This is a genomic window from Cupriavidus sp. MPR-AND1C, assembly GCF_058809705.1.
The window spans coordinates 64,404-76,903 of record NZ_JBXASU010000022.1 but is presented as its reverse complement, the minus strand read 5'-3'; the positions used below and the strand labels follow the sequence as shown (position 1 = coordinate 76,903).

The window sequence follows — 12,500 nt, the reverse complement described above, 5'->3', positions numbered from 1 at the left end:
TTGGCCGGGTTCGGCTGCGCACCGCAGCTGTGCGCCCGTCATCCGTCTGAGTACCCGATGTCCCAATCCCAACGCTCGCGGCTGCGCCGCCTGCTGCTCAAATCGTTGCCATTTGGCGCGATGCCCCTGATTCCCGTGCCTGGCCTGGCTGCCTTGGGTGGCGATGCCACGACAGGCGCGTCCGGCCGTCCGATCGCCATGGTGTTGCCGTTCCCTCCCGGGGGCAGCGTCGATATCGTCGCACGCCAGCTGCAGCCCGGCCTGAAAAGCGGACTCGGCCAGACGGTGGTGATCGACAACAAGCCAGGCGCCGGTGGCCTGATTGCTTCGAGCACCGTGGCCCGGGCCAAGCCGGACGGCAGTACGCTGCTGATGGCGTTCGACACCCATGCCATCAACCCGTTTGCTTACAAGAACCTGCCCTACGATACCTTCCGCGACTTCACGCCGATCTCGCAACTGGTGCGATTTCCGCTGGTGATCGCGGCCAACCCGTCGTTGCCCGCGTCCAACGTGAAGGAGTTGGTCGCCATGGCGCGGCAAAAGCCGGAGAGCGTCCGCTACGCGTCTTCCGGCATCGGCAGCCTTAACCAGCTTGCCGCCGAGGCGCTGGCGACCGAGGCCGGGGTGCGCTTTCTCCACGTGCCGTACAAAGGTGGCGGCCCGGCGGTGCAGGCTGTTCTGTCCAATGAAGTCGACGTATTTTTCTCCAGTTACGCGGCGGTGCAGGCGCATGTGGCTGCCAAGACGATCAAGCTGCTCGGCGTGACCGGCACCACCCGCCTGCGCCAGTTCCCGCAGTTGCCAACCGTGGCCGAGCAAGGCTATCGCGGATTCGAAGCCTATTCATGGATCGGTGTGTTTGGCCCGGCCGGGTTGCCGGAGCCGACCGTTGCGCGCCTGCACGATGCCTTGGTTCAGTCGTTGCGGCAGCAGCGCGTGGTGGATGCGCTGGCCATGCAGGGTTTCGAGATCGTCGGCGGCAGCCCCGCCGAGCTGGCCAGCCTGGTGCGCCACGAGCACGACAAATGGCAGGCAGTGGCGCGCAAGGCCAATATCCAGTTCGATTGAAGCGAGAGGGTGCGATGACGATGGAACCGCTAGACCACGCTGTGATGGTGTGTCCCGACCTTGACGCCGCGGCGCAAGCCTGGCGCGGGTTTGGCTTCACGCTGACGCCGCGCGGTTACCACACGCTCGGCTCGCAGAACCATTGCGTCATGCTGACGCGCGACTATCTCGAGCTGTTGCATGTCACCGCGCCAAGCCCGACGCGGCAGTATTACTGGGATGCGCAGGAGGCCGGGGGCGGCTGCGCGGGGCTGTCGTGCAAGAGCAGTGATACGTTCACCGCTGCGGCACAGCTGCGCGGTGGCGGCTGGCACACTTCGGACCCGATCGAGTTCTCGCGGCCGGTGCGGCTGGACGATGGCACGGAGCATCCCGCGACCTTCCGCGTCGCCGCGATCGACGATGCGCCGGGCGCGCGCTTTTTCATCTGCGAACACCGCACGCCGGAGCTGCTGTGGCGTCCCGAATGGACTACGCATGCCAACGGCGCTGTGGGCATTGCTACGATGTTCCTGGTGGTGGCGCCGTCCCTGGTGGAGGCTGCCGGGCGTGCCTACGCCGAACTGACCGGCGGCGAGATGACGCAACTGAGCGATCACATCTGCAGCCTGGCGCTGGATGGCGCCACGCTGGTGGTGACCACGCCGCAGGCGCTTGCCGCTGCGACCGGCACCGAGCATGTGCGCCGCGCCGTGCCGGGGTACGCCGCCATCAGGCTGCGCACCAGCGACCTGGCCGCGGCCCGCCGCGGCTGGCGCGAGGCGCGCGTCGAGGCGCTCGACCTGGGGCCCGATGAGAGCCTGATTCCCGCCTCTCTGGCCGGCGGCGTGGCGCTGCTGTTCGAGCAGGCGCGCTAAGGCAGTAGCGTCGAGCGCGCCGTCTTTTTCCCTTCCCGCTTAGCTGCCGCTCTTGGCGTGATGCACGCCGGTTGAGCCGAAGCCGCCGGCGCCCCGCGCGGTGTCTTCGGAGAAGGTTTCAACCGTCTTGAACACGGGCCGCAGCACCGGCACGAACATCATCTGCGCGATGCGCTCGCCGGGCTGGATCACGATCGGCTCGGTGCCGGGCGCATTGCGGTTCCACACGCTCACCATGATAGGGCCTTGGTAGTCGGCGTCGATCACGCCGATCGAGTTGCCCAGTACCAGCCCTTTCTTGTGGCCCAGGCCCGAGCGCGGCGCGATGGTGGCTGCCATGTAGGGGTTGCCCATGTGCACGGAGATGCCGGCAGGCACCAGTTGCGCCGGCGTGCCCGGCTCGATGGTGAGCGCGGCGTCCAGGCAGGCGTGCAGGTCGATCGCCGCAGCCATATCGCTCTGGTAAGCCGGCAGGCCCCATTCATGCAGGCGTGCGTCAAGCACCTTGATTTCGACGGTGGGGTTGGCTTCGAATGTCATGGCTGGTCGGTCTCGGGAAAACTAAAACAAAACAACAAAACGTTGGCAACCCGAGATGATAGCCGAGCCTGGTCGCCCCCTGGTTGTGCCTCACTCGCCCTCACTCGCCCGACAGGTCGAACGCCTGCGCCAGCAACTCGTAGGTGCGCAGCCGCGCCGCGTAGCTGGCGGCCACGCTCAGCACTACCAGTTCGTCGGCGAGGAAGTGATCGCGCAAAGCCAGCATGCGCTGCGCCACTTGCTCGGGCGTGCCGCAAATGGTGCGGGGGCGCTCGCGCTCGACGATCAGCCGGTCGCGCTCGCTGAGCTCGTGCTGCGCGGCCTGCGCGAGCGAGGGGATCGGCGCGTTGACGCCATAGGCCATCTGCAGCCGGCGCAGGTCCACGGCGCGCTCCAGCTCCGCCGCCTCGGCCTCGGTGTCAGCGCAGATCACGAAGATCGCCGCCGCGCTATAAGGCTGCTCGTCATAGCCCGCCTCGAAATCGCGGCGGTACTGCTGTGCGACGGCGTGCCCCACATGCGGATTGATAAAGTGGGCAAAGGCAAAGCGCAGCCCCAGGCGCGCCGCCAGGGCGCCGCCGAAGTCGCTGGAGCCCAGCACCCACAGCTGCGGCCGCGTATCGATCTCGGGTTGCAGCACAACGCCCTCGGCGATATGGCCGGGCGGCAGCTCGCCACGGAACAGCCAGGACAGGTCCCGCACTTGCTCCTCGAACTGGTCGCCCCGGTTGTACTGGCCCATGGCCACCGCCTGCGCGGTCCGCATGTCGCCGCCCGGCGCGCGCCCCACGCCAAGATCGATGCGGCCCGGGAACAGGCCCTCCAGCATGCGGAACTGCTCCGCCACTTTGAAGGGGCTGTAGTAAGGCAGCATGACGCCGCCCGAGCCCAGCCGGATGCGCTTGGTCACGCTGCCCAAGCGCGCCAGCATGACTTCAGGCGCCGGATTGCACACGCCGCGCAGCCCGTGGTGCTCGGCGCACCAATAGCGGGTGTAGCCCAGCGCTTCGGCGGCCTGCGCCAGCTCCACGGTGGCGGCCAGCGCGTCGCGCGCATGATGGCCGGCGATGACCGGGCTTTGGTCGAGTACCGAGAGGCGCAGTCTGGGTTTGCTTGCGGACATATCGAAGGTCGGGGCCAGGTGATGTTCGGGGGGCTGGGCGCTTGGAATCAACGGCGCGCGGGCACGCGCTGGGCGATGGCCGCGACCAGATCGCGCGCCAGCGTCAGCTTGTCGGCGCGCGGCAGGCGGGTCATGCCTTGGGCATCGAACAGCACGATCTCGTTGTCGTCCATGCCAAACGTGTTGTGGCCGATATTGCCCACCAGCAGCGGCACGTTCTTGCGCTGGCGCTTTTGCTCGCCATATTGCTCGAGCTTTTCGCTCTCGGCGGCAAAGCCCACGCAATAGGGCGCGTTCGGCTTTGCGGCCACGGCGGCGAGGATGTCGGGGTTCTGCACGAAGTGCAGCGTCGGCGTGTCGCTATCGTTGGCCTTCTTCAGCTTCTGGCTGGCGACTTCGGCGGGACGCCAGTCGGCCACGGCCGCGACCGCAATAAACACATCGGCGCCTGGCAAGCCCGCCATCACCGCATCGTGCATCTGCTGCGCGCTTTCCACGTCGGTGCGAGCCACGCCGCGCGGCGTGGGCAGCCCCGTCGGGCCGGCCACCAGCACCACGTCGGCACCGGCCTCGCGGGCCGCGCGCGCGATGGCAAAGCCCATCTTGCCAGAGGAACGGTTGGTAATGCCGCGCACCGGGTCGATGGCTTCAAAGGTGGGCCCGGCCGTGATGACCACACGCCGCCCGGCCAAGGGCTTGGGTTGGAAGAACGCGATGATGTCGGCAAGCAGTTCCGAGGGCTCCAGCATGCGGCCGTCACCGACTTCGCCGCACGCCTGATCGCCGCTGCCGGGGCCCAGCAGGGTTACGCCGTCCTTGCGCAACTGCGCGGCGTTGCGCTGCGTGGCGGGCGCCTGCCACATCTGCAGGTTCATGGCCGGTGCCACCAGCAACGGACAGTTGCGGGCGATGCACAGGGTGGTCAGCAGGTCGTCGCACAGGCCGTGCGTCAGCTTGGCGAGGAAATCGGTGGAAGCGGGCGCGACCACGATGGCGTCGGCTTCGCGCGAGAGATCGATATGGGCCATGTTGTTGCCCACGCGTGCGTCCCACTGGGAGGTGAAGACAGTGCGCCCGGAGAGTGCCTGCATGGTCACCGGCGTGATGAATTGGGTCGCGCCTTCGGTCATGACCACCTGCACGGTGGCGCCGGCCTTGGTCAGCAGGCGGACCAGTTCGGCCGATTTATAGCAGGCGATGCCGCCGGTCAGGCCAAGGACGAGATGCTTGCCTCGCAGATCCATGGATATGCTCTTCGCTTGAAGTGGTTGTCCGGTTGTCGCGGCGGGCGGCAGCGCTTGCCGTCCCCGCGCCGGAGAAACGTCAATAATACCGGCTTGCCCGCGCGCGCGTTGGCGGCGCTGCCATCCTGCCAGTCAGGCAGCACCATGAAAAACGCCCGCATGACGCGGGCGCGGTTCGAATGCCGGCGTAGCCTCAGTGCCGGCGAACACGGCGCAGTTCGTCCACGATCAGCAGCACAGCGCCCACCGTGATGGCGCAGTCCGCCACGTTGAAGGCCGGCCAGTGGTAGTTGCGCACATAGAAGTCGAGGAAGTCGACCACATGGCCGTACACCACGCGGTCCACCACATTGCCGATGGCGCCGCCAAGGATCAGCGAGATCGCAAAGCAGAACAGGCGCTGCCCGGTATGGCGGTACAACATCCAGATGATGAACAGCCCCACCACCACGCCAAGGCCGGTGAAGAACCAGCGCTGCCAGCCGCCGGCATCCGCCAGGAAGCTGAAAGCGGCGCCCTTGTTATAGACCAGCACCAGGTTGAAGAAGCGCGTCACCGGACGGGATTCGCCGTAGGCGAAGGTCCGCACGATGATGATCTTGAAGAACTGGTCCAGCACGATCACCAGCAGGGCGAACGCCATCCACAGTAGCGGGGTGGCGTTGCTGCCTTTGGTGCCCTTGCTGCCGGCGCGTTTGGTGCCGCGCGTGGTGCGCGTGGTGGTGGCGGCCATCAGGCGTGGCTCCTGTGTTCACCGGCGCCGAACAGGTTGCTGTCACAGCGGCCGCAAAGGGTGGGGTGGGCCGGGTCGCGGCCAACGTCGGCACGGTAGTGCCAGCAACGCTCGCACTTGGCGTGCACCGACGGCGTCACGGTAACCAGCAGGTCGCCGCCTTCCGGCGCCGGGGCTACCTTGGCAGCGGACGTCAGCAGCACGAAGCGCAGGTCGTCGGACAGGCTCTGCAGCGCGGCCAGCACCGGGCCGCCGGCCTGGATGGTGACTTCGGCTTGCAGTGAGGAACCGATCTCGCCGTCCACGCGCACCGCTTCGAGCTGCTTGGTGACTTCGGCGCGGGCTTCGCGGATCACGTGCCACTTCTGCAACAGGTCGTCGGCCTGGTCGATCGCCGGCACGTCGTAGTAGGTGCTGGTGAAGATGGTGTCGGTGTGCTCGGTGCCATGGCCGAAGATCTGCCAGGCTTCTTCCGCCGTGAACGACAGGAACGGTGCCATCCAGTGCAGCATCGCCTGGGTGATGTGGTACACGGCGTTCTGCGCGGCGCGGCGTTCCTTCGCGTTGGCCGCGGTGGTGTAGAGGCGGTCCTTCAGCACGTCCAGGTAGAAGCCCCCCAGGTCTTCCGAGCAGAAGGTCTGCAGCTTGGCGACCACCGGGTGGAACTCGTAGCCATCGTAGTGCGACAGGATTTCCTGTTGCAGGCGCCCCGTCAGAGCCACCGCGTAGCGGTCGATTTCCAGCCATTCCGACGCCGGCAGCGCGTGCTGCGCGTGGTCGTAGTCGGCCAGGTTGGCCAGCAGGAAGCGCAGCGTGTTGCGGATGCGGCGATAGCCTTCCACCACGCGCTTCAGGATCTCGTCGGAGATCGACAGTTCGCCGGAGTAATCGGTCGAGGCCACCCACAGGCGGATGATCTCGGCGCCCATCTTGTTCGATACGTCCTGCGGCGATACCGTGTTGCCGACCGACTTCGACATCTTGCGGCCTTCGCCGTCCACCGTGAAGCCGTGGGTCAGCAGCGCCTTGTAGGGCGGCTTGCCATACAGCATCGAGGCGGTCAGCAGCGACGAATGGAACCAGCCGCGATGCTGGTCCGAGCCTTCCAGGTACAGGTCAGCCAGGCGGCCGTCGGGCAGGTCGGCCGATGCGTCGTACAGGTCTTCGCGGTGGGAGCCTCGGATCACGGTCCAGTGCGTGGTGCCTGAGTCGAACCACACGTCGAGCGTGTCGCGGTTCTTCTCGTACATGGCGGCTTCTTCGCCCAGCAGTTCCTTGGGATCGAGCGCCTGCCAGGCTTCGATGCCGTGCACTTCCACGCGCTTGGCGATTGCCTCCAGCAATTCGGGCGTGCGCGGGTGCAGCGCGCCGGTTTCCTTGTGCAGGAAGAAGGCCATCGGCACGCCCCACTGGCGCTGGCGCGACAGGGTCCAGTCGGGCCGGTTGGCGATCATGTTGTGCAGTCGCTGCTTGCCCCACGCCGGGTAGAACTCGGTTGCCTCGATGCCGGCGAGCGCGGTTTCGCGCAGGGTCGGGCCGTTGGTGCCGTCTTCATTGACCGGATCCACGTCCATGCCCGCGAACCACTGCGAGGTGGCGCGGTAGATGATCGGCGTCTTGTGGCGCCAGCAGTGCATGTAGCTGTGGGTGTACTTGTGCGAATTGAACAGGTTGCCCGAGGCCTTCAGCACTTCGACGATCTTGGGGTTGGCGTCCCAGATCTTCTGGCCGCCGAACAGCGGCAGCGTGCTGGCATAGACGCCGTCGCCCATGACCGGGCTGATGATGTCCTTGTCGTTCATGCCGTGCGCCTTGCACGACTGGAAATCCTCCACGCCGTAGGCCGGCGCCGAGTGCACGATGCCGGTGCCGGTATCGGTGGTGACGTAGTCGCCCAGGTAGATCGGCGACAGGCGGTCGTAGCCCGCGTCCATCTTGGACAGCGGGTGGTGGAAGCGGATCTCCGACAGCGCTGCGCCGGTGGTGGTGGCCAGCACCTTGCCTTCCAGTTCGTAGATCTTGAGCTGCTCTTCGACGCGTTCGGTGGCCAGGATCAGGAAGCCGCGCGAGGTATCGACCAGCGCGTACTCGACTTCCGGGTGCATGTTCAGCGCCTGGTTGGACGGGATGGTCCAGGGCGTGGTGGTCCAGATCACCACCCAGCCCGGCTTGGCGGCGAGCTGTTCGGCCGGCAGTTTGAAGGCATGGGCCAGCTTGTCGGTTTCGGCGAAGGGGAAGCCCACGTCGATGGACAGATCGGTCTTGTCCTTGTACTCGACCTCGGCCTCGGCCAGCGCCGAGCCGCAGTCGAAGCACCAGTTCACTGGCTTCAGGCCGCGGAACACGTAGCCCTTTTCCATGATCTTGCTCAGCGCGCGCAGCTCGTCGGCTTCGTTGCTGAAGTTCATGGTCATGTAGGGATGTTCCCAGTCACCCAGCACGCCCAGGCGCTCGAAGTCCAGCTTCTGGCGGGCAATCTGCTCGGTGGCGTAGGCTCGGGCGCGCGATTGCACTTCCTGCACCGGCAGGCCCTTGCCGAACTGCTTTTCGATCTGGATCTCGATCGGCATGCCGTGGCAGTCCCAGCCCGGCACATAGACGGCGTCCAGCCCGGTCAGGCCGCGCGCCTTGACGATCATGTCCTTGAGGACCTTGTTGACCGCATGGCCGATGTGGATGTCACCGTTGGCATACGGGGGGCCGTCGTGCAGGATGAACTTCTTGGCGCCCTTGCGAGCGGCCCGGATCTTCTTGTAGAGCTGCTTGTCCTGCCATTGCTTGACCCACAACGGCTCGCGCTTGGGCAGGTCGCCGCGCATCGGGAAGGGGGTCTCGAGCAGGTTGACCGGGTACTTGCTTTTTTCGGGCTTGGCGCGTTTGTCGTTGGACATGTCGATTCTCGGGGCAATTCGGTTGGCGCGCGGCACCAGCTCTGCTGGGTGCGGGCGCGCGGTACGGCGTGGACCGGCTGCGGAGGGTGCCGCGGGCTGGCTTCGGGTTGGGGTAGCGACCCGGGTCCCGCCGCGCGGGAACGGGGCGCTAGCTAATTCGGTCGGTGGCGGAGGTGGCGAAGTCGCGGCTGCCCGCGGCCGGGAGCGTGCCCTCGGCCGAGACCGGCACTGTCAGGCCGAAGAAGGCGCGCGCGTCCGCGCTGTCCTTGGCAATGGCGGCGGTCAGCGCCTCCAGGCCATCGAACCGGGCTTCGTCGCGCAGTTTCTTCATGAACTCGACCCGCACCAGCTTGCCGTAGACGTTCTGCTTGAAGTCGAACAGGTGCACTTCCAGCAGCACCCGGCCGGCATCTTCGATGGTCGGGCGCACGCCGATGCTGGCCACGCCCGGTATGGCGTGCTCTGCCAGTCCATGCACCTGCACGACGAAGATGCCGCTGACTGCCGGCCGCTTGTGGGAAATACGCAGGTTGATGGTGGGAAAGCCCAGGTCGCGACCGAGCTTGCGGCCGTGGACCACATGCCCGCTGATGGCATAGCCATGGCCAAGCAGGCGGCGCGCGTGTTCGAGATCACCATCGCCCAGCGCCTGCCGCACGGCGGAACTGGAGATGCGCACGCCGCCTTCGGAGACCGAGCCCATCTGCTCCACGTCGAAGCCGAACTGTGCGCCGGCCTGTTGCAGATAGGCAAAATCGCCGGCGCGCCTGGCACCGAAGCGGAAGTCGTCGCCGACCAGCAGCCAGCGCGTGTGCAGGCCGTGCCAGAGCACGTTCTCGACGAATGCTTGCGGGGACTGCGCGGCAAAGTGTGCGTTGAAGTGCTCAACGACAACACGATCGACACCGTTGCGGCGCAGGCTTTCCAGCTTGTCGCGCAGCAGCGCAATGCGCGTTGGCGCCTTGTCCGGCGTGAAGAATTCGCGCGGATGCGGCTCGAATGTCATCACGCATAGCGGTAGCCCGCGTGCATCCGCCGCAGCGCGCGCGCGCGCGAGCAGCGACTGGTGGCCGCGGTGCACACCGTCAAAATTGCCGATGGTGAGGGCGCAAGGCGCCCGGCTTTCGGCGTTGGGCAGGCCACGGAAGACTTTCACGAGGACGGCAACAAGCGTTTGGATAAAGCGAGCATTATAAGGCGAATGGTGGACAAGTTTGGCCCGGCGGCGGTGGCCGTCATGCCCGGACTGGCGTTTTTGTGCACGGATCGACTCATCGCCGTGGCGTTGCGCCCCAAAAGGCGGCATGATATGGCGGATTGCACTCGCTGCCCCCCAGCCCTCCTTTGAACGCGCTGCTAAACCGAATCCTGCCGCCGCCAGGGCCTCCGCTCGATACCGAAACGCGGGCCAAGCTGCTGGCGACCATCCATCGCGTCTCCCCCACCGCCATCGTCGCCTCGGTGGTGCTTCCGGCTTTGACCGCGATCGCCTTCTGGTCGGCCGCAGACCAAAGTGCCCTGGTGGGCTGGTGCGGCGTCATGCTGGTGCTGACCGCGGCCACCTGCTGGTTCTACTTCGGCTACCTGCGCGATTGCGCCACCATGAGCCGCTCGGCGCACACGCGCAAATGGTGGGCCAATATGCGCGCGATGGCCTTCCTGACCGGGCTGACCTGGGGCAGCTCCGCGCTGCTGCATCTCTATACCGGCTCCACCGTCTTTTCCAGCGTGCTGTACCTGCTGGCGCTTGGCGTGCTGGCGGGCGGCGTTACCGCGCAGTCGCCGGTGCCCTCCAATCTGGTCTACGCCGGTATCCCGATCCTGGTACCCAACATCCTGCTGGCCGAGTACGCCTTCCCGGGCCATGGCACCTATGTGCAATTGCTGCTGGTGGTCTACGCCATCATGCTCACGCGCCATGCCCTGAACCTGCAGCGCACGCTGGTGCGGGCCATCCAGCTGGAAAGCGACAGCCGCAGGCTGGCCAAGCAATTCCAGGAGGAGAAGGAGAGGGCACTGCATGCCAGCGAGGAAAAGTCGCGCTTCCTGGCCGCCGCGAGCCATGACCTTCGCCAGCCGGTGCACGCGCTGGTGATGCTGGTGGAGGCGCTGCGTGCCCGCAACAAGTCATCGTCGCTCCATCCGCTGGTGGAGCAGGTAGCCGCCGGCACCCAGACCATCGACCTGTTGTTCCGCTCGCTGCTGGACCTGTCCAAGCTCGAGGGCCGCAAGGTGCTGCCCACGCTGGAGCCGTGCGAGCTCAGCCACCTGATCAGCGAGGTCATGAGCCAGTTTGCCGCCGACGCGCGGGAAAGCGGCCTGACCCTGACCCCGCGCGTGCCCGAAGAGCTGTACGCCATGGCCGAGCCGGTGCTGCTGCGCCGCGCGCTGTTCAATCTTGTGCAGAACGCCCTGCGCTATACCCGGCGCGGCGGCGTGCTGGTGACCGCGCGCGAGCGCCGCAAGCATATCCGCGTGGAGGTGTGGGACACCGGAGCCGGGATTACGCCCGAGCATCTGCCGGACATCTTCTCGCCGTATTACCAGGTGCACAACCCGCAGCGCGACCCGTCCCAGGGCCTGGGACTCGGGCTGGCGATCTTCAAGGAATGCGTGCGGCTGATGCGCGGCACCTACGGCGTGCGCTCCGTGCCGGGCCGGGGGTCGGTGTTCTGGTTCTCGCTGGCGCCGGTGGCGGCCGAGACCGTGGCAACCATCCGTGCCGTGCGGGCCAACGCGCTGGCCGAGGACGCCAAGCCCGACCACCTGCGCGGCACCGTGCTGGTGGTCGACGACGACACTCAGATCCGCAAGGCATGGATTGCGCTGATGGAGGCATGGGGCATCCAGGTTGCCTGCGCCGCGCACGGCGCCGATGCCGACCGCCTGTTCCTCCAGGGGCTCAAGCCGGACATCATCTTCTGCGACCTGCGCCTGCCCGGCAGCGAAAACGGACTGGACCTGCTGGAACGCTGGCAGAACACGCAGCCGCAGGCGCGCAGCGCGCTCTTGTCGGGCGACCTGAAGTCCGACGCGCTGGCGGCGGCCGAGGAGGCAGGCTACTTCGTGCTGCCCAAGCCGGTCGACCCCGCTGCACTGAGGCTGTTGCTGCGGCGCTGGCTGCGGCCCGCCTGAGCGGCGAAGGCATAAAAAATGGGCCGGCGCATGACACGCTGGCCCATCTTTTTTGTTCGCCGTCTGCCCAGGGAGCAGCTGGCGTTGCCGGTGCGCGTTACTGGCGCAGGCGGAATCGCTCCATGCGCGACATGACCTGCATGCGGGTGCGCACGCCTAGCCGCTGGAGGATGGCCGAGACATGTTCCTTGACGGTGTTTTCCGTCAGGCCGAGCCGCCGCGCGATGACCTTGTTGGGCAGGCCTTCGAGCACCAGCGCCAGCACCGAGCCCTGGCGCGGGGTCAGGCCGAGTTCCGCCGGCGTGACCGGAATGCCGTGCGCCGGCCCGAAGGATTGAGCACGGCCATTGAGCGCTTCGTCCGACGGGAAGGAGGTGTCGCCTGCCAGCACCTTGCGCACGGCGGCGGTGAATGCGTTGGCGTCCAGGTGCTTGCCGACGAAGCCACAGGCGGCAAGCGCGCGCGCGCGGCCCACGATTTCCGGCGTGGCCTCGGCCGACATGAAAATAAAGCGAGCGGAAGGTACCAGTGTCTTGAGCGCCTGCATGGCGTCGAAGCCGGTACCATCGGTCAGCCAGATATCCAGCAGCACGATGTCAGGCCTGAGTCCTTGCTGCAAGGTATTCAACGCTTCTTTGGCGCTTCCGGCAGCATGGACGGCAACGTCGGGCATCACTTCCGCCAAAAACGCGGTAGTGCCGGACAAGGCCATAGGATGATCATCGACCACCAACAAGGTCGGTGCAGCGTTCGACATGCGATTTCCCGTCTAATTTCCCAGTTCGTCCTTGTTGTCACTTGAAGCCGAGTTAACGGACTGCGCGTGGACGATAGCAGCCACTCTAGCAGAGCGGGCGAGGCGTCACAATCCACCGGACGCGGGTTCACGTTGCGTATAGGCCATGC

General features: G+C 66.5%; 10 protein-coding genes. 3 read left to right on the top strand and 7 right to left on the bottom strand.

Annotation, left to right across the window (positions count from 1 at the left end):
• Window positions 1-57 precede the first annotated feature (57 nt).
• Together AC1RWI_RS14795 and AC1RWI_RS14790 are read left to right on the top strand one after the other, a co-directional pair.
• Window positions 58-1,071 carry a Bug family tripartite tricarboxylate transporter substrate binding protein gene (locus AC1RWI_RS14795; RefSeq protein ID WP_043349324.1) on the top strand — a complete coding sequence of 338 codons (1,014 nt, stop codon included), beginning with the start codon at window positions 58-60 and terminating at the stop codon, window positions 1,069-1,071.
• A gap of 14 nt (window positions 1,072-1,085) precedes the next feature.
• Window positions 1,086-1,928, top strand: a complete 843-nt coding sequence (locus AC1RWI_RS14790; RefSeq protein WP_043349321.1) for a VOC family protein — start codon at window positions 1,086-1,088, stop codon at window positions 1,926-1,928.
• Between the two features lie 39 nt (window positions 1,929-1,967).
• Here AC1RWI_RS14790 and dut read toward each other — a convergent pair whose 3' ends face one another.
• From dut to AC1RWI_RS14760, 6 genes are all read right to left on the bottom strand, one after another.
• A complete protein-coding gene (gene dut / locus AC1RWI_RS14785) occupies window positions 1,968-2,468 on the bottom strand; it encodes a dUTP diphosphatase (RefSeq protein WP_043349318.1) in 501 nt (166 codons plus the stop codon).
• Window positions 2,469-2,568: 100 nt separating this feature from the next.
• On the bottom strand, window positions 2,569-3,591 hold the full coding sequence (locus AC1RWI_RS14780; protein WP_043349315.1) for an LLM class flavin-dependent oxidoreductase: 1,023 nt from the start codon (window positions 3,589-3,591) through the stop codon (window positions 2,569-2,571).
• Window positions 3,592-3,638: 47 nt separating this feature from the next.
• Entirely contained in the window at window positions 3,639-4,835 is a 1,197-nt protein-coding gene (gene coaBC, locus AC1RWI_RS14775; RefSeq protein WP_043349313.1) for a bifunctional phosphopantothenoylcysteine decarboxylase/phosphopantothenate--cysteine ligase CoaBC, read from the bottom strand.
• A gap of 193 nt (window positions 4,836-5,028) precedes the next feature.
• Entirely contained in the window at window positions 5,029-5,568 is a 540-nt protein-coding gene (gene lspA / locus AC1RWI_RS14770; RefSeq protein WP_043349310.1) for a signal peptidase II, read from the bottom strand.
• Window positions 5,568-8,459, bottom strand: a complete 2,892-nt coding sequence (gene ileS / locus AC1RWI_RS14765; protein WP_043349308.1) for an isoleucine--tRNA ligase — start codon at window positions 8,457-8,459, stop codon at window positions 5,568-5,570. Before ileS ends, lspA begins: the two co-directional genes overlap by 1 nt.
• A gap of 148 nt (window positions 8,460-8,607) precedes the next feature.
• A complete protein-coding gene (locus tag AC1RWI_RS14760) occupies window positions 8,608-9,615 on the bottom strand; it encodes a bifunctional riboflavin kinase/FAD synthetase (RefSeq protein WP_043352294.1) in 1,008 nt (335 codons plus the stop codon).
• Window positions 9,616-9,803: 188 nt separating this feature from the next.
• On the opposite strand from AC1RWI_RS14760, the gene AC1RWI_RS14755 reads away from it, so the two are divergent.
• A complete protein-coding gene (locus AC1RWI_RS14755) occupies window positions 9,804-11,594 on the top strand; it encodes a hybrid sensor histidine kinase/response regulator (protein ID WP_492867175.1) in 1,791 nt (596 codons plus the stop codon).
• Between the two features lie 97 nt (window positions 11,595-11,691).
• Here the strand turns inward: AC1RWI_RS14755 and AC1RWI_RS14750 are convergent, their stop codons facing one another.
• A complete protein-coding gene (locus tag AC1RWI_RS14750; protein ID WP_043349302.1) occupies window positions 11,692-12,351 on the bottom strand; it encodes a response regulator in 660 nt (219 codons plus the stop codon).
• Between the last annotated feature and the right edge of the window lie 149 nt (window positions 12,352-12,500).

Coding starts and splice junctions, on each gene's coding strand:
- AC1RWI_RS14795 (WP_043349324.1), top strand. CDS start 58: ATGTCCCAATCCCAACGCTCGCGGCTGCGCCGCCTGCTGCTCAAATCG.
- coaBC (WP_043349313.1), bottom strand. CDS start 4,835: ATGGATCTGCGAGGCAAGCATCTCGTCCTTGGCCTGACCGGCGGCATC.
- AC1RWI_RS14790 (WP_043349321.1), top strand. CDS start 1,086: ATGACGATGGAACCGCTAGACCACGCTGTGATGGTGTGTCCCGACCTT.
- AC1RWI_RS14750 (WP_043349302.1), bottom strand. CDS start 12,351: ATGTCGAACGCTGCACCGACCTTGTTGGTGGTCGATGATCATCCTATG.
- dut (WP_043349318.1), bottom strand. CDS start 2,468: ATGACATTCGAAGCCAACCCCACCGTCGAAATCAAGGTGCTTGACGCA.
- lspA (WP_043349310.1), bottom strand. CDS start 5,568: ATGGCCGCCACCACCACGCGCACCACGCGCGGCACCAAACGCGCCGGC.
- ileS (WP_043349308.1), bottom strand. CDS start 8,459: ATGTCCAACGACAAACGCGCCAAGCCCGAAAAAAGCAAGTACCCGGTC.
- AC1RWI_RS14780 (WP_043349315.1), bottom strand. CDS start 3,591: ATGTCCGCAAGCAAACCCAGACTGCGCCTCTCGGTACTCGACCAAAGC.